Origin of the sequence: Cloacibacterium sp. TD35 (genome assembly GCF_028864635.1) — a bacterium.
In the GTDB taxonomy this organism is placed as follows: domain Bacteria; phylum Bacteroidota; class Bacteroidia; order Flavobacteriales; family Weeksellaceae; genus Cloacibacterium.
This window is the reverse complement of sequence record NZ_CP104850.1, coordinates 440,001-459,790: the sequence shown is the minus strand read 5'-3', so window position 1 is coordinate 459,790 and position 19,790 is coordinate 440,001. Positions and strand designations below refer to the sequence as shown.

16 protein-coding genes, 2 tRNA genes and 2 rRNA genes (1 of these 20 only partly in view) are annotated in these 19,790 nt (G+C 33.1%); 19 read left to right on the top strand and 1 reads right to left on the bottom strand.

Annotated features, from left to right (window positions below; genetic code table 11):
- Window positions 1-99 precede the first annotated feature (99 nt).
- Window positions 100-1,176, top strand: a complete 1,077-nt coding sequence (locus N7277_RS01995; RefSeq protein ID WP_274780097.1) for a formimidoylglutamase — start codon at window positions 100-102, stop codon at window positions 1,174-1,176.
- Between the two features lie 74 nt (window positions 1,177-1,250).
- Complete coding sequence (locus N7277_RS01990; RefSeq protein WP_274780096.1) at window positions 1,251-2,237, top strand: glycosyltransferase family 2 protein; 987 nt, start codon at window positions 1,251-1,253, stop codon at window positions 2,235-2,237.
- An 81-nt stretch (window positions 2,238-2,318) separates the two neighbouring features.
- Here N7277_RS01990 and N7277_RS01985 read toward each other — a convergent pair whose 3' ends face one another.
- The gene (locus N7277_RS01985; protein ID WP_274780095.1) at window positions 2,319-3,317 is read right to left on the bottom strand and encodes a hypothetical protein; all 999 of its coding nucleotides are present in this window, start codon (window positions 3,315-3,317) and stop codon (window positions 2,319-2,321) included.
- Between the two features lie 121 nt (window positions 3,318-3,438).
- Between N7277_RS01985 and N7277_RS01980 the strand changes: the two genes are divergently transcribed.
- The 17 genes from N7277_RS01980 to N7277_RS01900 form a co-directional block, all read left to right on the top strand.
- A complete protein-coding gene (locus N7277_RS01980; RefSeq protein WP_274780094.1) occupies window positions 3,439-4,572 on the top strand; it encodes an EpsG family protein in 1,134 nt (377 codons plus the stop codon).
- A gap of 21 nt (window positions 4,573-4,593) precedes the next feature.
- A complete protein-coding gene (locus tag N7277_RS01975; protein ID WP_274780093.1) occupies window positions 4,594-5,706 on the top strand; it encodes a glycosyltransferase family 4 protein in 1,113 nt (370 codons plus the stop codon).
- 31 nt (window positions 5,707-5,737) lie between these two features.
- Window positions 5,738-6,556 carry a polysaccharide biosynthesis/export family protein gene (locus N7277_RS01970; RefSeq protein ID WP_446715117.1) on the top strand — a complete coding sequence of 273 codons (819 nt, stop codon included), beginning with the start codon at window positions 5,738-5,740 and terminating at the stop codon, window positions 6,554-6,556.
- Window positions 6,557-6,559: 3 nt separating this feature from the next.
- Window positions 6,560-9,037 (top strand): exopolysaccharide transport family protein, encoded by a 2,478-nt coding sequence (locus N7277_RS01965; RefSeq protein ID WP_274780092.1) that lies wholly within the window; start codon window positions 6,560-6,562, stop codon window positions 9,035-9,037.
- 202 nt (window positions 9,038-9,239) lie between these two features.
- Window positions 9,240-9,911, top strand: coding sequence for a type IX secretion system protein PorG (porG, locus tag N7277_RS01960; protein WP_274780091.1), 672 nt, complete (start codon window positions 9,240-9,242; stop codon window positions 9,909-9,911).
- A gap of 10 nt (window positions 9,912-9,921) precedes the next feature.
- Window positions 9,922-10,668 carry an isoprenyl transferase gene (locus N7277_RS01955; protein WP_274780787.1) on the top strand — a complete coding sequence of 249 codons (747 nt, stop codon included), beginning with the start codon at window positions 9,922-9,924 and terminating at the stop codon, window positions 10,666-10,668.
- Window positions 10,669-10,690: 22 nt separating this feature from the next.
- Window positions 10,691-13,210: a BamA/OMP85 family outer membrane protein gene (locus N7277_RS01950; protein ID WP_274780090.1), complete on the top strand. Its 2,520-nt coding sequence runs from the start codon at window positions 10,691-10,693 to the stop codon at window positions 13,208-13,210.
- 18 nt (window positions 13,211-13,228) lie between these two features.
- Window positions 13,229-13,798 (top strand): OmpH family outer membrane protein, encoded by a 570-nt coding sequence (locus tag N7277_RS01945; protein WP_274780089.1) that lies wholly within the window; start codon window positions 13,229-13,231, stop codon window positions 13,796-13,798.
- A 34-nt stretch (window positions 13,799-13,832) separates the two neighbouring features.
- A complete protein-coding gene (locus tag N7277_RS01940) occupies window positions 13,833-14,333 on the top strand; it encodes an OmpH family outer membrane protein (protein ID WP_274780088.1) in 501 nt (166 codons plus the stop codon).
- A gap of 108 nt (window positions 14,334-14,441) precedes the next feature.
- Window positions 14,442-14,921 (top strand): acyl-CoA thioesterase, encoded by a 480-nt coding sequence (locus N7277_RS01935; RefSeq protein ID WP_274780786.1) that lies wholly within the window; start codon window positions 14,442-14,444, stop codon window positions 14,919-14,921.
- Window position 14,922: 1 nt separating this feature from the next.
- Window positions 14,923-15,477: a dTDP-4-dehydrorhamnose 3,5-epimerase gene (gene rfbC / locus N7277_RS01930; protein ID WP_274780087.1), complete on the top strand. Its 555-nt coding sequence runs from the start codon at window positions 14,923-14,925 to the stop codon at window positions 15,475-15,477.
- Window positions 15,477-16,337, top strand: coding sequence for a dTDP-4-dehydrorhamnose reductase (rfbD, locus tag N7277_RS01925; RefSeq protein ID WP_274780086.1), 861 nt, complete (start codon window positions 15,477-15,479; stop codon window positions 16,335-16,337). The genes rfbC and rfbD overlap by 1 nt, the downstream gene beginning before the upstream one ends.
- A gap of 1 nt (window position 16,338) precedes the next feature.
- Window positions 16,339-17,010, top strand: a complete 672-nt coding sequence (locus N7277_RS01920) for a hypothetical protein (protein ID WP_274780085.1) — start codon at window positions 16,339-16,341, stop codon at window positions 17,008-17,010.
- Between the two features lie 645 nt (window positions 17,011-17,655).
- A 16S ribosomal RNA gene (locus N7277_RS01915) occupies window positions 17,656-19,172 on the top strand.
- A gap of 120 nt (window positions 19,173-19,292) precedes the next feature.
- A tRNA-Ile gene (locus tag N7277_RS01910) sits at window positions 19,293-19,366 on the top strand.
- A gap of 13 nt (window positions 19,367-19,379) precedes the next feature.
- A tRNA-Ala gene (locus tag N7277_RS01905) sits at window positions 19,380-19,453 on the top strand.
- A 171-nt stretch (window positions 19,454-19,624) separates the two neighbouring features.
- Window positions 19,625-19,790: ribosomal RNA gene (locus N7277_RS01900) — 23S ribosomal RNA — on the top strand (it continues 2,613 nt past the right edge of the window).
- Together the 16S and 23S rRNA genes with 2 tRNA genes alongside form the textbook arrangement of a ribosomal RNA operon.

Genomic DNA, 19,790 nt, shown 5'->3' with positions numbered 1-19,790 from the left:
TTTAGCCGAAACTTAAATTTTTAGTTGAAGAACTTATTTTGTAAGTTTGTAGGAAAGGTTCTTTAATTAAACTGATTTTAAAATTTGACACAAAAACCAATGAACATAGAAGACATTATCATCTCACCAAAAAAAATAGAAACTCAGCCTTGGCAATTAGGAAGTGTGATTACGAATGAAATTCCAGAAAACGGAATTTTGTTGGTTTTTTGTAGCGATTACAGAGGTGGAAAAGGAAATGCGGTTGCCAAAAATTTTGATACAGTAAGAGACGAATTTTATAAACTTTCGAAATTTGATTTTGAAATCCCGATTTGTGATTTGGGAGACCTTATTTCTGGGAAATCTCTTCAAGACACACATTATATTTTGCAGGAAGTTCTTTCTGCGTGTTTGTATAAAAATACGGTTCCGATTGTTGTAGGCGGAGGAAATGATCTGTCGATTGCGATGATTCATGCGCTTAATTTTCATCAAAAAAATATAAGATACACTCAAATCAACAATAAAATTGACCTTTCCAATGAAGGCGAGGAAATTTCAGAAAAGAATTTTTTGCAGAAAATTTTCAATTCTAAATTGTTGAGCCTTAAAGATTATCATCATCTCGGTTATCAGAAGCATTTGAATGAAATAGATGCAGTGCAACTCATGAAAAGTGTGGAGTTTGATGTAATTAGATTGGCCGAAATGATGGGAAATACCGATAGAATAGAGCCGTTTTTCCGTAGAGCAGATTTGGTTACACTGAATTGCGATGCGGTGGAAAGTTTTGCAGAGCCATTTTCGGTAAATCCTCAAATTAATGGCTTGAACAGAAGGGAAATCTGTGCCGTGATGAAAGAAATTGGCTTAGGCGAAAATCTGAAAATGGCGGGAATTTTTAATTTCAATGCAGATGCTGAAAATGTTCTGAATCATCAATTGTTGGCACAAATGCTTTGGTATTTATTGGAAGGAATTGATATTCAAAAAACGCATCCGAAAGAACGTCATTACGATACTTTTTGGGTGTTGATAGATGATCAGGAATTTGCTTTCAAAAGAGACAGTTTTACGGGATTGTGGTATTTTGGTAGTGATAAAAATATTCAAAAATGCGTTCCTTGTTCGCAATATGAATATGATATGGCGAAGAATGGGGTGTTAAGTGAAAGATTGATTGTAAAATCGTGAAAATATAGTAAAGTCGTAAAAACTTTTTAAGCGACTTTACAACTTTACAAATCAACAACTTTACAAAAAAATAAATGAAAATATCTGTAATTGTTCCAGTTTATAATGTAGAAAATTACCTAGAGAAATGTTTAAATTCTCTGGTGAATCAGACTTTGCAAGAGATTGAAATTCTGGTTATTAATGACGGAAGTAAAGATGATTCTCAAAAAATTGTAGAGGTTTTTCAACGTAAATTTCCTCAAAAAATAAAAACTTTTGTAAAGGAAAATGGTGGTTTAAGCGATGCGCGAAATTTTGGAATAGACAGAGCAACGGGAGAATTTATCGCTTTTGTAGATTCTGATGATTATGTTTCTGAAAATATGTTGGAAGAAATGTGTGATTTGGCAAAAAGGCACGAAGCCGAAATTGTAATTTGTAATCTTCAAAAAGTAAATGAAAACGGAAACGTAACTCAAAAACTTACGCAAATACCGAATTTGCCTGAAAAAATAGACTTAGAAAAGCATTTTTCAGTGTTTTCTGATATTTCTTATTTTGCTTGTAATAAAATTTTCAAAAGAGAACTTTTTGAAGGAAAAAGATTTCAAAAAGGGATGCATTTCGAGGATATCGAATTGATTCCGCAAATTTTACTTCAATGTAAAACTTTGGTAAAAACAGATGCGTTTCATTATCAATATTTAGAAAGAAGCAATTCTATCTCAAAATCTCATACAGAAAGAGGTTTGGATATTTTAAAAGCCGTGAAAAACGTAGAAAAATCTTTTAAAAATTCAGTTTATTCTTCCAAACAAAAAGAGTTGCAAGGATTTCAAATTTTAGAAGGTGTTTATACTTTTTTGGCGTATCTCGCTTTTGTAAAAGAGGATGAGGTGTACCAAAAAATGTCTTTGGAGTTGAAAAGATTCATTAAAGAAAGGAAAATTTCAACTTTTGAAATCTTGAAATATCAGAGATTTGGGAAAAACTATTTGCTCTCACTTCCTTTGAAAAAGCAGTTTTATTACTTGCTGTATTTCTTTGGACTTGAAAAAATAATTAGAAAAATAATTTGAAAAAAAACGCAAAGTCGCAAAATGAGTTTTTGACATTTTACGTTTTTAAGTCGCAAAGATTTTAACTTCGTTAAATGGAATTTAATCCATTTTTGTTTCTTCCTCGAAATTCATTTGAGAAAGCAATATCATTCCGATAATGATGGGAATAAAAAGTCTGATTTCCCACAAAATTCCAACCATTAAAATCATTAATAAATAAGGCATGCAAAGAAGCAAGAATGCTGAAATTTTGCTAATGTTTTGCTTTGAACTGCTTATTTTTTGAGTCAATCTGATAAAAATAATAAAGAATAGGATGCCTAAAATATTATTTGGTTTGGTGAGATTTTGCACTAAATAAATGCCTTCACTAATGGTTGCTTCTTCTGTTTTTATGAAAACTCTCACCGAAATATAAGCCAACAAAAAAGCAAAAACTGGCAATGCGATGATTTTGACGAATTGCTGTAATTTTTCTTTTTTCAATATTTCTTTGTTTAGAAATAAAGCGCCTAAAAAAGCAATGTTTAGGCTAGAAGTTTCTCTATTTAAGGTTGAAATAAAAATGAGTGCGGAAATGATAATAAGTTGTTGCAGTTTTCTTTCTTCGAAATATTTCAGTGTGAAAAATAGGGTAATTGCAAATAAAAATAATGCAGGACTGTCGTAAGGTGTTAAAACGTAGCTGGTAATGCTAATCAACAATAAAATGAGAATGTGAATGGTTAATTTTGCTTTTTCTGAAGATTTAGCAAATATTTTCAGTGCTAAAATTTCGCTCAATGAAAAGGAAGTAAGCACAAGAAAAAAAGCATTGAAAAGGAAAAAACTATGGTAAAATGGAGTTCCGTAATGTAATGCGTATTCTTTTATGGTGGGATTTAGATTGATGAAAACAGCGTTAAATTGTTCAAAAACCCACGCTAGCGCATCTCTTGAAAGGAATCTGTAATTATAAATATTACTGTAATAATAATCTGGTAATTTTTCTAATTGGGCATAAGGATAATAAGCAGAATTAAAACCATAAAAAACTATAGTAAGAAAAGTTATAGGTAAAAAAAATATAATTGTAATCTTATCGGTGATTTTCTGCATCAGAATATTATTTGATAACAAATTTAATTTTTTTAGCCGAATAATGGAATTAATAAAGCAATAGTTTAAATAACGATTAAAAAAATTATATATTTGTATATTGTTGAGATAGCTATAGCTAATGGTTTTTTTACACCCTGCATTTACTTTTTTATTTATATTTCTATTTTTTGGTTCTGTATTAGAGCTTTTCCAATATAAGAAAAAAACACCTGTATTTACTATAATTGCAGGAGTGTCGCTTATTGTTTTAGGAGGATTTAGGTACTATGTAGGAGCAGATTATCCCGCTTACAAAAATTTATTTGTAGGGTTTTCTATTTATACAGACTATTCAGATGTTTTTAAAAAAGCGCTTTTTAGTAAGTCAAAAGAAGATATAGAATGGATTTTTGTATTGATTAATAAAGTCATCTTCGATCTGGGGATGCCATTTTACATGGTAACCTTTGTAATGGCTCTTATTACAGTGAGTCTTAAATTATCTACAGTATATAAATTTTCTCCACTTCCAACCTTATCTACCTTATTTTATTTTATGCCAGTGTTTTTTTTCGAGGATTCAGGACAGATGAGACAAGGGATAGGAATTGCCATTTGTGTTTTTTCTTTTCGGTATATTGTAGAGAGGAATTTGATGATGTTTTTGCTTTGTATCTATTTGGCACTGGGCTTCCATAAAACTTCTATTGTTTTTTTGCCAGCATATTGGTTGGTTAAAATTCCTATGAATAGTAAGAAAATTCTATGGGCTTTAATAATTAGTTTGTTGCTTTCTCCATTAGAACCGTATAAATTATTCGGTGAGATGTTTTCATCACTTTTGCCACAAGTTATTTCTGGAGGATATGATGCGTATGTGAATGATAGTCAGTTTGGTGGTGATTTAGAGTATGGCCTTACTGATATTGTAAAAATTTTCTTCATTATTACTTTGTTAATTTATGAAAAAAAGGGTTCAGAAAAGATTGCTTATTTTGAATACATGCGAAACTTGGCTGTATTTGGGTTATGTATGTTTTATCTTTTTAGAGGGACTAGGATTTTTGCCATAAGATTACCAGGAGTTTACATGTTTTTCTTAACCATGTTTGTAATACCTAGTTTAATATATGCAGTTGAAGAAAAGGCAAAAAAGGCTTTGATATCTGGATACATGCTTTATCTCACTTTAATGTATTTTAATTTTGCTAAATCTAATGGTAATGCAGGAAGGTTTACTCCTAGTAAATATCAGAATGTACTTTGGAAATAACATTTCAATCAAGAAAAAATTATGGATAAGATAGATTCTTTTTTGGCAACGCTAAACTTCCCTGTTTTTTATTTGAAGGTGATATTTTCTTTTATTACTTCATTATTGATTACCTATTATTCAATTCCTACCATTATAAAAATTTCTAGGAGAAAAAACTTAATAGATGAACCCGGCCAAAGGAGTTCTCACGAAAGAAAAATTCCTAATTTGGGTGGAGTAGCTATATTTTTTGCCATATCAGTAACTGCCTCTATTTATGCCTACCAATTATTTGATTTGTATAAATTTCTTTTTGCATCATTGGTAATATTGCTTTACATCGGAGTAATGGATGATATAGTGGTGATGAGAGCTTATAAGAAATTGATAGTTCAATTAGTAGTATCTGCCATGTTGGTAATAGGGTCAGATGTTAGAATCAGAAATCTTTTTGGGGTATTTGGAGTATACGAGCTCAATTATTTTTTCAGTGTAATTTTCAGTATTGTGACTTTTATAATTTTAGTTAATGCTTTTAATTTAATTGATGGAATTGATGGTTTAGCTGGCACTTATGGATTAATATGTTTTGGGCTTTTTGGTATTAGCTATTATCGATTGGGAGAGTACAACTATCCATTGGTGATTTTATCTACTACCATTATGGGAAGCGTAATAGGCTTCTTATATTATAATTTTGCAGAACGAAGTAAGAAAATTTTTATGGGAGACACAGGTTCTATGGTTCTAGGCTTTCTACTTACTTTTACAGCTATTTGTTTTATAGATATTTTTATTGCAAAACGAGGACCGGGAGTGATATATTATCACCTAAATTCTGCTCCTGTTATAGCTGTAGCTATTTTAATTTTACCCATTATAGACACTTTAAATGTCATAATCGTCAGATTGGCAGAAAAACGATCACCTTTCGAGGCAGATAAAAACCATATTCATCACAAATTGCTTAAGATGGGTTTCTCTCATAAAAGAGCCACTCTATATATTATTTCTTATTATCTACTTATAGTTTCAGTAGCCTATATTTTTAGACACATAGAGAATAATTCTCTCTTAGTGCTTATTATCAGTCTAGGGTTTTTAGGTGCTTACTTACCAGATATATTGATGAAGAAGAAAATTAATAATTAAAATATTACTTTTGTTAAAAAATTAAAAATTGATGATGAAAAAATTAAACGTGCTAATCTTATTTATGTTCCTTATAATTACTTCGTGTGTGGGTATGCAAGAGGTAAGGTATTTGCAGCCCAATGAAAATTTGGTGCTTAATTCAGAGGGACTTATTTCATATGATAATATGCCTAAATACAGAGTTACAAGGCATGATATACTTAAACTAAACATCATTACTACTCCAAAAGGAGATGCTGCACAGTTTTATTCTATTCTTCATACTCAAGGAGTTGGTGGCGGAGGTTCTTCTGTGGCAGGTGCAGGCTCGGGTTTTTATTTCAGTGGACTAAAAATAGACGATAACGGAGAGGTGTACATACTAGGAATAGGGAAAATAAAGGCAGAGGGGAGAACTATTGAAGAAATTCAAACTGATATTCAAAATAGAGTAAATGAGAATTTTTTACCCGAAAAATCTGAAGTTAGACTTTTTTTAGAGGGAATAAAATATACCTTTTTGTATGATGTGGAGGGAAAATCTATTCAAAAGACAGCATCAGAAGTTTCTATAAGCATTCTAGAAGCTATAGCACAAAACGGAGGTTTAGACAGAACTGTTGATAGGAAAAACGTCATTATTTATAGGAGATTTCCAGAAGGAATTAAAAAAGCTCAAATCGATTTAACTAGAGAGGATTTACAAAATTCACCATATTTTTGGTTACAAAATGGTGATTTAGTAATTTTTAATACTAAAGCAAAGAGTTTCTATGGCTTTGGCAAAGAACCATTGCAAACCCTTACTACGGGAGTTTCTATTCTTACCACCGCAATTTCTATTTACTTATTGATAACAAAAATATAATTGATGATTCCTGAAAAAAACATAAATGAAAATAAAAATCTAGAAAAAGAAAAAATAGGAACATTTGATTTTTTCAATTTAGAGCATTTTCTAGTAAGAATAATTAAAAACTGGTATTGGTTTTTTATTTTAGGATTTTTAGGCTACACCACTGCATTTATTTACAATAAATATTATGCACAGAGAGTCTATGCTTCTAATACTACAGTGAGTATTTCTAATAATTCTTCAAGTTATTTTACCCCCAATCAGTCCATAAATTTCATTTGGGGAAACGGCTCAAATCAAGAAGGTCTATTTTTGAAGAAGCTACTCACTTCTAGGTCTCATAATGAATATTTAGTACAAAAACTTGATTTATTTATTGACTATAGTACAAAAGGAAGACTTAAAACTACATATATAGACAAAGACGACTCTCCCGTGTTTTTAGTGATTGATAAGACTCATCCACAGGCTGTAAATATTGAAATTACACTTATTCCTAAGTCTTCAGGGAAGTATGAAGTAGTTTTACCAGAAAAATTTTCAACCAATAGTCTATATGATTATAATTCTGAAGGATTTAAAAAAACACATAATTTTTCTAGATTACCAAATAAGATTATAGGAATAAATGAATGGTATGAAACCCCATTTCTTAAATTCAAATTAGTAAAAAACACTCAGCCAATCGAAATAGATTTGCATAATATTGTTATCAGTCTAAAGACGATAGATCAAACTGTGAATGAAATTAAAAACACAATTTCCATAGAATTTGATCAAGAATTAAGTACGATGATGATCATTACCAAGAGTGGTTATAATTTAAACAGTACAGTAAATTTTCTCAATAAAAGTGTAGAAGAACTTATTGAAAAAAGAAAACGAGACAAAAGCATTGTAGAAAAAAACACAGTAGAATTTATAAAAGAAAATCTAGATAAGGCTAAAATAAAATTAGACTCTAGCTCTGCAAAACTTAATTCAATTAAAGTAGAAGAAAAATTAACTGATGAAAAAGGAGATGTTTCTGGTATTTTGCAAAGTATAACATCACTAGAACAAAAAAGGGCGGATATTATTACAAAAGTCAATGCGCTAAATGCAGTTAAAAGTTCTGTAGGTAAAAATCTAGACAATTTAATTAATTTAAATGCAGCTGGGGTAGAAGATGGAAGTTTTAATGCCACTATTTCTGAGCTTAAAGCTCTTTATGCAAAAAAAGCAGAATTATCTACTATTTACACTCCACAGTCTGAGCCTATTAAAGAAATTAATCGATTGATTAATGATGCTAGAGGGAGTTCATATAAACATTTGAACAGATATTATAGCGTTTATGATGCGGAACTAGCAACCATTAATAGCCAGATTGCAAAATATGAGGAAGATTTAGGCACTCTTCCGTATAAACAACAGAGATTTATAGATGCGCAGAGAGGATTTACCGTAAATGAATCTACCTATAGCACTCTTTTGGCTAAACTTTCGGAGTCAGAACTTAGACTCAGAACCAATACATCAGATATTACAGTAATTGATAAGGCAAAAAACTTAGGACAAGCTCCTATTTCTCCTGATACTGGATTTATTAGAAATATTCTATTGTTTGGCTTTTTATTAGTCCCAATTCTTATTTTATTGATTTCTGAATTATTAGACAATAAGGTTAGAGTGATTAAAGAAGTGGTGAATGCTACTAAAATTCCACTTTTGGGAGTAATTGGCAAAAATATTCACGAAAATAATTTAAGTGTTTTAGAAAAGCCGAAATCTTCTGTTTCTGAAGCCTTTAGAGGAGTAAGAGCTAATCTCAGATTTTTGTACAAAGAAGATGGCAAGAGTAAAGTTTTAATGGTTACATCTTCTATTGGTGGTGAGGGTAAGACCTACGTTTCTATTAATATAGCTTCAGTCTTAGGGTTAAGTGGTAAAAAAACTATTCTACTAGGAATGGACCTTAGAAAACCGAAAATTTTTGGAGATTTCAAAGTAAATAATAAAGTAGGAATTTCTAATTATCTTACTGGAGAGGTAAAAATAGAAGAAATCATTAACAAAACTAGAATCCCAGATTTAGATGTTATTACCTCTGGCCCTATCCCTCCTAATCCATCAGAATTACTGATGAGCGAAAAAAATCAACAATTTATTGAAGACTTAAAAAAGATTTATGATTTTGTAATTATTGATTCGCCACCAGTGGGCTTGGTAGTAGATTCTTTTGAATTGATGAAATATACTGATGCAAACGTTTATGTAGTGAGACACGAGTATACCGAAAAGTACATGTTGAAAATGATTACCGAAAAATATCATAACAGTGAGATTAAACACCTAGGGCTTATCTATAATGACTTTGAGATGGATAAGGGTTATGGCTATGGTTATGGCTACGGATATGGCTACGGCTACTTTGATGAAGATGCCAATTATGAAGAGCCTACATTAATTAAATTAAGAAATAAACTCAAGAAAATCTTGAAGATTAAATAATAGTTCTCCCTCTTATTTGAGGGAGTTTTTTTGACATAAAACAATATTTAAAACACATTTGGGTTTTAAATAAAAATATTTAAATAAAATTTATACTTTAAGTGGTAATATTTAACTAAACATTAAGATAAGTCTTAATGTAAAAATGTTTTATATTTGCAGATTATTAAACCGCTGAAGTTGTAAGTAACACACAGCACACATGAAGAGAAAAACATTAGTAATCATAGCCTTATTTTTCATGAATCTTTTTGCACAGGCACAAAGACATGAGATAGGCATACAATTAGGAACAAGTAATCTTACCGGAGATATTGGTAAGACCAAATACATCAATCCGTTTCCTAATAGTATGAGTAATTTTTCTGATGAAGGAATACCGTTTTATGCTGCTATAATGTATAGAATGAATTTTAATCCATATCAATCATTGAGATTTAGACTAGCTTACAATCATATTCAGTTTGATGATAATTACGCACAGGAATTATATAGAGCAAGTAGAGGTTTATATGGAACAAACTCTGTTTATGAGGCTTCAGTGATTTTTGATTACAATTTTTTACCAGTAAACGAAGAACAAAAAAGTATGCTAAGTCCATATATTTTTGGAGGAATTTCTGGATTAATGTTTAATACGACTTTAGAAGGAAATCAATTTGGTTTTGCCATTCCTTTTGGAGCGGGCCTTAAATATAAATTTAATTATAACTGGGCATTGTTCGGAGAGTTTATGTTCCGAGCAACCAATAGTGACACATTAGATTATAGCGATCAGTACAATTTAGGGAATTTAAACTCTAAAGATTGGATGAACTCTATGTCTCTTGGTCTTTCTTATTCATTCGGAAGACCGCCATGCTATTGTCAATAAGTAAATAATGATGCAGGAAATTTTAGAAAAAATTGATAAAAATAATCTTCCCAAACATGTGGCCATCATCATGGATGGAAACGGGAGATGGGCAAAATCTAGAGGAGAAGAAAGAACCTTTGGACATAAAAGTGGTATCTCTGCGGTAAGAAATGCACTCTCTGCTTGCGAAAAAGCAGGTATAGAATTTCTAACGTTATATACTTTTTCTACCGAAAACTGGAATCGTCCTTTGGATGAGGTAAGTACATTAATGAGTTTACTCTCCGAAACCTTATTAGAAGAAGCAGAAGAACTTTTTTCTAAAGGTATAAGACTGCACGTAATAGGGGAAATAGAAAAATTACCTAGCTTGGTAAGTGAGCAATTACTTAATGTAGTAGATCTTACAAAAAAAAATACGAAGAGTAATCTAGTTCTTGCATTGAGCTATGGCTCACAAAGAGAAATTCTAAATGCAGTAAAAGAGATAGCACAAGAAGTAAAAGATGATAAAATTTCTGTAGAAGATATAGATGAAAAACTATTCGAAAACCATCTCTATACCAAAAATTTACCACCAGTAGACTTATTAATTAGAACCAGTGGAGAAGTGAGAGTAAGTAATTTCTTACTTTGGCAAATTGCATATGCAGAATTACAATTTTTAGATATATTTTGGCCAGATTTTCAAGAAGAACATCTTTATCAATGTATTTTAAACTACCAAAACAAAGAAAGAAGATTTGGTAAAACCAGTGAACAAATCACTAATTAATCTTTATAGAATATTATAAACAATGAGATATATTTTAATCCCAATTTTTTTATTTTTTGCGTCTGTAAACATTTCGGCGCAGGTAACTCCTAACCAAGAAACTGCTGCTGCACAAAATCAGACTTCATCTTATATCTTAAAAGACATTGTAGTAGATGGTGTAAAAAAATATTCCCCAGCTCAGATTTTAAGATTCACAGGGCTTAGTAAAGGAGAAGTAGTAGATATTCCTGGGCAAAAAATCAGTAGTGCAGTTAAAAAACTTTGGGAAACAGAATCATTCTCAGAAGTAGAAGTATACGTAGAAGATGTAGAAGGACAAAGTGTAGTTCTTAAATTCTACTTACAAGACCTTAAAGAACTCGGCGAAGTAAAATTCGTAGGAAAAGGTGTAGGGAAATCTAAAAATGAAAAACTCATTAAAGATAATAACCTGAAGCCTGGTACTAAAATTACCAATGACCTAGTATCTTCACTTAAAAATAAAATTCCACAAGAATATGTGAAAAAAGGTTTCGCTGATGCGAAAATTACCATTCAAGATAAAATTAATGCCAATGACCCTAATCTAGTAGATTGGACGATAGAAGTTGCTAAAGGTAAAAAGGTAAAAATTGCAAAAATAGAATTCGAAGGGAATGACCAAGTTTCTGATGCCAAACTTCGTAAAAAAGGCTTCAAAGAAACAAAACAAAAAAGATTTGGTATTAAAGGAATTTTAAAACCTTCTAAATTCATTAAGGATAAATATGATGAAGACAAAAGAAATCTTATCAGTTATTATAACTCGTTAGGATTTAGAGATGCTAGAATTCTTTCAGACTCAGTTTGGAGAAACGATAAAGGGTTTAATATCAATGTAAAACTAAACGAAGGGAAAAAATATTACATTGGTGAGATTAATTTCATCGGGAATACGTCTTATTCTACAGAAGTTTTACAAAAATTATTAGGTTACAGAAAAGGAGAAATCTATGACGCGGTAGGATTTAATAAAAAAGTAGGTGAAGATGGTGGTAAAGAAGATGATACAGATATCAAATCACTTTACTTAAACAATGGTTATTTATTCTCAACCGTTGTACCAGTAGAAAAAGCTGTAAGAGGAGATTCTATTGATATAGAAATAAGAATAAAAGAAGGAGAAAAAGCAAGTTGGAACAGAGTAACTTGGTCTGGTAACACGACTACTCATGACCACGTAATTCTTCGTTCACTAAGAACAAAACCAGGAAATTTATTCTCTAAATTAGATATTAAAAGAACTTATTTTGACTTAGCAGGAATGCAATTCTTTGACCCACAACAAATAGGTCAAGATATCCAACCAAATCCACAAGACAATACCGTAGACGTTCACTGGACTTTGGTAGAAAAAGGTTCTTCTCAGGTACAATTACAAGCGGGTTATGGAGGTAGATCATTTATCGGAACCCTAGGATTAACATTCAATAACTTCTCATTAAGAAATTTCTTGAAGTTCAAAGATTTTAAACCAATTCCACAAGGAGATGGGCAGATGCTTTCTGTACAAGCACAGGCTGGACAATATTTTAAAAACTATAGTTTGTCATTCACAGAACCTTGGTTATTTGGAACCAGACCTACAGCATTATCAGTTGGACTAAACCAATCTATGGTAGATTATAAAGATTACACAGGAGCTAGTCAAAAATTAAATATTTTCTCTGCAAATGTAGGTTTGAATAGGCTTTTAAATTGGCCAGATAACTATTTTTCTTTATATACAGGTATATCATACCAAAGTTATAATTTTAAAAATTATCCATTCCAGTTTGGCTCTACAACGGTGAGTAACGGTAATGCGAATAACTTTAGTTTCAATGTAGGCTTAAGTAGAAATTCCGCAGGTTATGACCCTATTTTCCCAACCACAGGTTCTAACGTAGAAGCTACTATTAAATTCACCCCACCTTATTCTTTATTCCAAAATAAAGATTATTCTAAAATGACACCACAAGAAAAATATAGATGGATGGAATTTTATAAGGTTAAATTAAAAGCAGATGCTTATAATGAGGTGGTAGGAAAGTTAGTACTAAGAAGTACTGCCGAAATGGGATTCTTAAATGGATATAATAGTGAATTGGGAGCTCCACCATTTGAAAGATTCTATGTAGGGGGAACAGGTTTATTCGGCGGAAGATTTGATGGTAGAGAATTAATTCCTTTAAGAGGTTATGAAAATGCTTCTACAGAAGGTGGTTCAGCAACTGATATCACCCCAATTGGAGGAGGAACAATCTACAGCAGATATGCAGCAGAATTAAGATATCCGATTTCTATGAACCAAACGGCTAAGATTTTTGCCTTAACTTTTGCTGAAGCAGGAAACACTTGGAACAATTATTCTTCATTTAATCCGTTTCAGTTAAAAAGATCCGTAGGATTAGGGATTAGAGTTTACATGGGTGCATTTGGTTTAATAGGATTTGATTTCGCTTATGGTTTTGATAAAACTATTGGCGGTTCAGAACCTTCAGGATGGCAGACTCACTTCTTAATGAATCAGTCATTATAACACACAATCATTATTAATATGAAAAATTTAAAAGTTTTTTTAATATTTTTAATTTTTTTAACCGCTAATTCTGTTACATTTGCACAAAAGATAGGAGTGGTAGATACCAATTATATATTGAGTAAAATGCCACAATATACAGAAGCACAAGCGCGATTAGAAGAGCAGATTAAAGCTTGGGAAACAGAATTACAGTCTCTACAAGCAGAATATGATGCTAAAAAAGCCGCTTTTGAAAATGAAAAAGTTCTTTTAGTAGGAGAGCAATTAAAACAAAGAGATACAGAAGTAAAAAATCTCGATAAAAAAATTAAAAAATTTATTGCTGAAAAATTTAGCGGAGAAGGAGAAATTAATAAATTTAGAGCTAATTTAGCAAAACCTTTTCAAGACCAAATTTGGAATGCCATCAAAACAGTTACAGAAAAAAATAGTTTGGGCATAGTTCTTGATAAAAGTAATAATATGAGTGTTATTTTTCTTGACAAAAGATACGATTACACCGATAAAGTTTTAGACCAATTACTCAAAGGTTCTTCTAAAGAAGACACTAAAAGTAAAGACGCTAAAGCAAAAAATAAAAAATAGTAAAATAATAAACAATTTAAATTTTTAGAAAAACATGAAAAAATTAAGCGTATTATTTGCAGCAGTGATGATGTTTATGTCGTTCGGAGTTGCAAAGGCTCAGAAGATAGCTACAGTAGATGTGGCAGCTATTCTTAACATGATGCCAGAAAAAATAAAAGCTGATGAACAATTAAAAGCTTTCTCGACTGCTAAACAAGCAGAACTAGAAAAATTAGCAAATGCTTTCCAAGCAGATGTTCAGAAATATCAACAAGAAGGTGCTAAATTAACTGCTCAACAAAGAGAAGCTAAAGAAACTGAATTGGGTAAAACTCAACAAAATCTTCAGCAAATGTCTCAGACTGCTCAAAAAGATTTATTAGATAAGCAAGATGCTGCTTATGCACCAATCGAAAAAAGATTAAATGATGCCATCACCAGAGCTGCTAAAGCAAACGGTTGGGATTTTGTTTTCGATTCTGCAACTCAAGGATTAATTTACAAAGCTGGTCCAGATGCTACAGCTGCTGTAAAAAAAGAATTAGGAATGTAATTTATCGCCTAAATATATAGAACCACCTTACAATAAGGTGGTTTTTTTATTTATTTTTGTACCATCATTCTTTATTTGTATAAAGAATAAAAATCTTAAATTATGAAAATGGAAAAAGAAGTTTCGAGCCTAGTAAAAATTAGATTCAGCGATTGTGACCCTATTGGGCATCTTAATAATGTAAAGTATTTAGAGTACATGCTCAATGCTAGAGAAGATCATGTAGAAGAGTTTTATGGCTTCACTTATGAAGATTATTTTAGAAGAACAGGCTGCACTTGGGTAGCCGTTCAAAATGAAATTGCCTACCTAAAAGAAGTAAAAGCCAATACCAAGGTTGTCATCAGTAGTAAAACCATCGAGATGACAGACAGAGTTTCTAAAGTAGAAATTCTCATGAAAGACGAAAACGAAAAAGAAGTTTTTGCAGTACTTTGGATTACGGTTATTTATTTTAATATGAAAACCAGAAGATCAGAGGTACTACCAGCAGAAACTAAAGAGCTTTTTTCTCAATATTTGGTAGAAATTCCTCATCAAGAGTTCAAAGACAGAGTTCAATATTTCAGAATTTTAAATAAAGGATAAGATGGACATAGAAAATACAGCCCTTTTAGATTGTTTTATTTTAAAACCGAAAATCTGGAACGATAATCGCGGGTACTTTTTCGAAAATTATAATAAAAATATTTTTCAAAAGCTTTCTGGCAAAGAAGGAGATTTCGTTCAAGACAACCTTGCGTTTTCACATTACGGTGCAATCAGAGGTTTGCATATGCAGCTTCCACCTTATGCACAAGCTAAATTGGTATACTGTGTACAAGGCAGAATATTAGATGTTGCTGTAGATGTAAGAAAAGATTCACCCACCTTTGGTCAATCTTTTGCTGTAGAACTTACAGAAGACAACAGATGGCAGTTATTTGTGCCAAAAGGTTTTTTACATGGGTATTCTGTACTTTCAGAAACAGCTTTAGTTGGGTATAAGTGTGATGATTTTTATAATAAAGAGTCAGAATGCGGGATTCATCCATTAGATAATACTGTAAATATTGACTGGAGAATTCCAGCAGATCAACAATTAATCTCAGAAAAAGATTTAAACGCTATTTCTTTTTTAGAACTTCCTGAAATTATTTTATAATGAAAAAAATTTTAGTAACTGGGGCAAACGGACAATTAGGACAATGCCTTCAGAAAATTTCTTCTCAATTTGAAGAGTTCGAATTTATTTTTACAGATTCAGAAACACTAGATATTACCAATAAAGAAAAAGTAAATGATTTCTTTTGGCAAAATGCTCCTGATTTTTGTATCAATGCAGCGGCTTACACTGCTGTAGATTTAGCAGAGACAGATGTAGAAAAAGCTTTTTTGGTCAATGCTGACGGCACAGAAAATTTGGCAGAAGCATGTGCAGATAATAATGCACAATTTATTCATGTTTCAACAGACTATGTTTTTGATGGCGAAAATAATTTAGCGTATACAGAAGAAGACTTTACCAATCCTTTGGGCGTTTATGGTGCATCTAAATTAGCGGGAGACGAATTGGCTTTGGAAGTGAATCCATGTTCGGTTATTCTCAGAACATCATGGGTATATTCAGAATTTGGCAAAAATTTTGTAAAAACGATGCTCAATCTTTTCGCTACTAAAGAAGAATTGAATATCGTAGCAGACCAATTTGGGCAGCCTACCAATGCCAATGATTTAGCCGAGGCGATTATGAAAATCATAAAATCAGAAAAAATCACACCAGGGATTTTTAATTTTTCTAATTTGGACAAAATTTCGTGGTTTGATTTTGCCGAAAAGATTGCAGAACTTTCAGAGGCTAAGATTAAATTAAACGCCATTGAAACTTCACAATATCCTACACCAGCAAAAAGACCAAAAAATAGTGTTCTAGATTTAGACAAGATTTCTAAAACCTATGCCATCCAATTAAAACCTTGGGAAGAAAGTCTAGAAGACTGCATTCAAGTATTACAAAATAATTAAAATGAAAAAAATCTTATACATATATATATTATTATATAGTAGTTTTTGTTTCTCACAGAATATATTCCTCACAGAAGCCAAAGAATTTCATGCCAATAATGATAAATTTCTTTATGCACTGTCTGAAGAACCCAAAACAGACGCTCAGTATTTAGGGAAAATAGAAATTTCAGGATTTTCTACAGAAGACGCAGCTGTTTTTTCGGAAATTTATAAAAAAGCAAAATCTATCGGTGGCAATACCTATTATATGAAACCCGCCGAAAATATAGAAGGTAATTCTACCTTTAATCCACATCACTATATACTATATATATATTATAAAGAAAAGCAGACTATTCCTCATAAAGAAAATACAGCCTATCTCATAAATCCAGAAAAAGAAATTGAGGTAAGGATTAATAATAAAAAAATAAAGTTGCCACAGAGAAGTTTTCTTCAGTTAGATTTATCTCAACAAGAGATTACAGATATTTCAGTAGGTAAATTTTTAGGGGCAAGAATAAAACTCCAGACTAAAAATAACCAGCCCGAACAATATTTTCAGATTTCAGGAAAAAAAATTTCTGCAAATTCACCTGCTTCTCCAGGCATAAATTATAAAACAGGAGACATTATAGCCATAGAAAAATCATTTGCACAGTTTCTTTTAACCATTTATCAGAAATTTTAGAAGCTATTTCCCGCTTTCCACTGCAATCTTTTTGGCTTAGCATAGCCTCTCGCCAAAAAGGATTTCCGTTTTAATCGGGGCTAAAAACAGTTTTACAAACAAACCTTACAATTTAACATAAAGTATAAGTGAATTTTTTCCACTAATTTTCAGTAAGTTGTGATTTATCTCGCAAAAAACTCATTGGTAAATTTGGAAATTATATAAAACTTTGTACCTTTGCACTCCCAAACGATAACAAACGTTACGGGAAAGAGCAGAAGCTAATTAAGAAAAAGAGACGAAATAAAAACTTAAAAATATTTCAAAAAATATTTGGAAGTTAAGAAAAAAGTCTTACCTTTGCAGTCCCTTAAATGAGGGAGCGCAGAAGAGTAGAGGTTTTTTTTGAAAGAGATAGATTAAGTTAAACTAACTAATAAAATAGTGCGACTGACGGTCTCGAAAAAAAATAAAAATTTTTTCAAAAAAAGTTTTGTCAATTAAAAAATAATTTATACTTTTGCACTCGCAAATCAGAAACGAAAGATGACAGAAAAGCTTTCTGAGGCGCGAAAGAAAAAGAGATCTTTGAAATACAATATAACAACCAAGTAAAAAAAATAAACCAAAGCGAAGTCAACTTTGAGTGAGTCAGACAAACATACAATGGAGAGTTTGATCCTGGCTCAGGATGAACGCTAGCGGGAGGCCTAACACATGCAAGCCGAGCGGTAGAGTTTCTTCGGAAACTTGAGAGCGGCGTACGGGTGCGGAACACGTGTGCAACCTACCTTTATCTGGAGGATAGCCTTTCGAAAGGAAGATTAATACTCCATAATATATTGATTGGCATCAATTAATATTGAAAGCTCCGGCGGATAGAGATGGGCACGCGCAAGATTAGCTAGTTGGTGAGGTAACGGCTCACCAAGGCGATGATCTTTAGGGGGCCTGAGAGGGTGATCCCCCACACTGGTACTGAGACACGGACCAGACTCCTACGGGAGGCAGCAGTGAGGAATATTGGTCAATGGGTGAAAGCCTGAACCAGCCATCCCGCGTGAAGGACGACTGCCCTATGGGTTGTAAACTTCTTTTGTATAGGGATAAACCTACCTTCGTGAGGGTAGCTGAAGGTACTATACGAATAAGCACCGGCTAACTCCGTGCCAGCAGCCGCGGTAATACGGAGGGTGCAAGCGTTATCCGGATTTATTGGGTTTAAAGGGTCCGTAGGCGGACTTATAAGTCAGTGGTGAAAGCCTGTCGCTTAACGATAGAACTGCCATTGATACTGTAAGTCTTGAGTATATTTGAGGTAGCTGGAATAAGTAGTGTAGCGGTGAAATGCATAGATATTACTTAGAACACCAATTGCGAAGGCAGGTTACCAAGATATAACTGACGCTGAGGGACGAAAGCGTGGGGAGCGAACAGGATTAGATACCCTGGTAGTCCACGCCGTAAACGATGCTAACTCGTTTTTGGGGCGCAAGCTTCAGAGACCAAGCGAAAGTGATAAGTTAGCCACCTGGGGAGTACGCTCGCAAGAGTGAAACTCAAAGGAATTGACGGGGGCCCGCACAAGCGGTGGATTATGTGGTTTAATTCGATGATACGCGAGGAACCTTACCAAGACTTAAATGGGAATTGACAGCTTTAGAAATAGAGCTTTCTTCGGACAATTTTCAAGGTGCTGCATGGTTGTCGTCAGCTCGTGCCGTGAGGTGTTAGGTTAAGTCCTGCAACGAGCGCAACCCCTGTCACTAGTTGCCATCATTCAGTTGGGGACTCTAGTGAGACTGCCTACGCAAGTAGAGAGGAAGGTGGGGATGACGTCAAATCATCACGGCCCTTACGTCTTGGGCCACACACGTAATACAATGGCCGGTACAGAGGGCAGCTACACAGCGATGTGATGCAAATCTCGAAAGCCGGTCTCAGTTCGGATTGGAGTCTGCAACTCGACTCTATGAAGCTGGAATCGCTAGTAATCGCGCATCAGCCATGGCGCGGTGAATACGTTCCCGGGCCTTGTACACACCGCCCGTCAAGCCATGGAAGCTGGGGGTACCTGAAGTCGGTGACCGTAATAGGAGCTGCCTAGGGTAAAACTAGTAACTAGGGCTAAGTCGTAACAAGGTAGCCGTACCGGAAGGTGCGGCTGGAACATCTCATTTTAGAGCGTCTTTAGACGTAAAACAAAATTAAAATAAGAACTTACTCAGTTCGCTTTGGTTTTTTACTGGTTGATATATAAAAATATACCCCTAATCATTAGTAAGAGGGAAGAGATTTAAAGTCTCGTAGCTCAGCTGGTTAGAGCGCTACACTGATAATGTAGAGGTCGGCAGTTCGAGCCTGCCCGAGACTACTAAAGAATTAGAGGGGAATTAGCTCAGCTGGCTAGAGCGCCTGCCTTGCACGCAGGAGGTCAAGGGTTCGACTCCCTTATTCTCCACAGTTTTAGAGGTCTAATTTAAAAGTGACGAATAGAGCCAAAAACAATATTTGTTCATTAGACATCTAAGAAGAAAAATAGATCATTGACATTAACGATAAAGACATCACAAAGAGATAACCGAGCACTTTCGAGTGCCGAGTATAAAAATATACTAATATAATTATTAGGAAAGAAATCGTTAAGGGCGTATGGCGGATGCCTAGGCTTTCAGAGGCGACGAAGGACGTGGTAAGCTGCGAAAAGCTGCGGGGATTGGCACACACGAATTGATCCGCAGATGTCCGAATGGGGCAACCCGGCATATTGAAGATATGTCACCCAGCAATGGGAGCAA

Bases quoted from the DNA above. Each gene is read 5' to 3' on its own strand.
- N7277_RS01995 (WP_274780097.1), top strand. From the start codon at position 100: ATGAACATAGAAGACATTATCATCTCACCAAAAAAAATAGAAACTCAG.
- N7277_RS01990 (WP_274780096.1), top strand. From the start codon at position 1,251: ATGAAAATATCTGTAATTGTTCCAGTTTATAATGTAGAAAATTACCTA.
- N7277_RS01985 (WP_274780095.1), bottom strand. From the start codon at position 3,317: ATGCAGAAAATCACCGATAAGATTACAATTATATTTTTTTTACCTATA.
- N7277_RS01980 (WP_274780094.1), top strand. From the start codon at position 3,439: ATGGTTTTTTTACACCCTGCATTTACTTTTTTATTTATATTTCTATTT.
- N7277_RS01975 (WP_274780093.1), top strand. From the start codon at position 4,594: ATGGATAAGATAGATTCTTTTTTGGCAACGCTAAACTTCCCTGTTTTT.
- N7277_RS01970 (WP_446715117.1), top strand. From the start codon at position 5,738: ATGATGAAAAAATTAAACGTGCTAATCTTATTTATGTTCCTTATAATT.
- N7277_RS01965 (WP_274780092.1), top strand. From the start codon at position 6,560: ATGATTCCTGAAAAAAACATAAATGAAAATAAAAATCTAGAAAAAGAA.
- porG (WP_274780091.1), top strand. From the start codon at position 9,240: ATGAAGAGAAAAACATTAGTAATCATAGCCTTATTTTTCATGAATCTT.
- N7277_RS01955 (WP_274780787.1), top strand. From the start codon at position 9,922: ATGCAGGAAATTTTAGAAAAAATTGATAAAAATAATCTTCCCAAACAT.
- N7277_RS01950 (WP_274780090.1), top strand. From the start codon at position 10,691: ATGAGATATATTTTAATCCCAATTTTTTTATTTTTTGCGTCTGTAAAC.
- N7277_RS01945 (WP_274780089.1), top strand. From the start codon at position 13,229: ATGAAAAATTTAAAAGTTTTTTTAATATTTTTAATTTTTTTAACCGCT.
- N7277_RS01940 (WP_274780088.1), top strand. From the start codon at position 13,833: ATGAAAAAATTAAGCGTATTATTTGCAGCAGTGATGATGTTTATGTCG.
- N7277_RS01935 (WP_274780786.1), top strand. From the start codon at position 14,442: ATGGAAAAAGAAGTTTCGAGCCTAGTAAAAATTAGATTCAGCGATTGT.
- rfbC (WP_274780087.1), top strand. From the start codon at position 14,923: ATGGACATAGAAAATACAGCCCTTTTAGATTGTTTTATTTTAAAACCG.
- rfbD (WP_274780086.1), top strand. From the start codon at position 15,477: ATGAAAAAAATTTTAGTAACTGGGGCAAACGGACAATTAGGACAATGC.
- N7277_RS01920 (WP_274780085.1), top strand. From the start codon at position 16,339: ATGAAAAAAATCTTATACATATATATATTATTATATAGTAGTTTTTGT.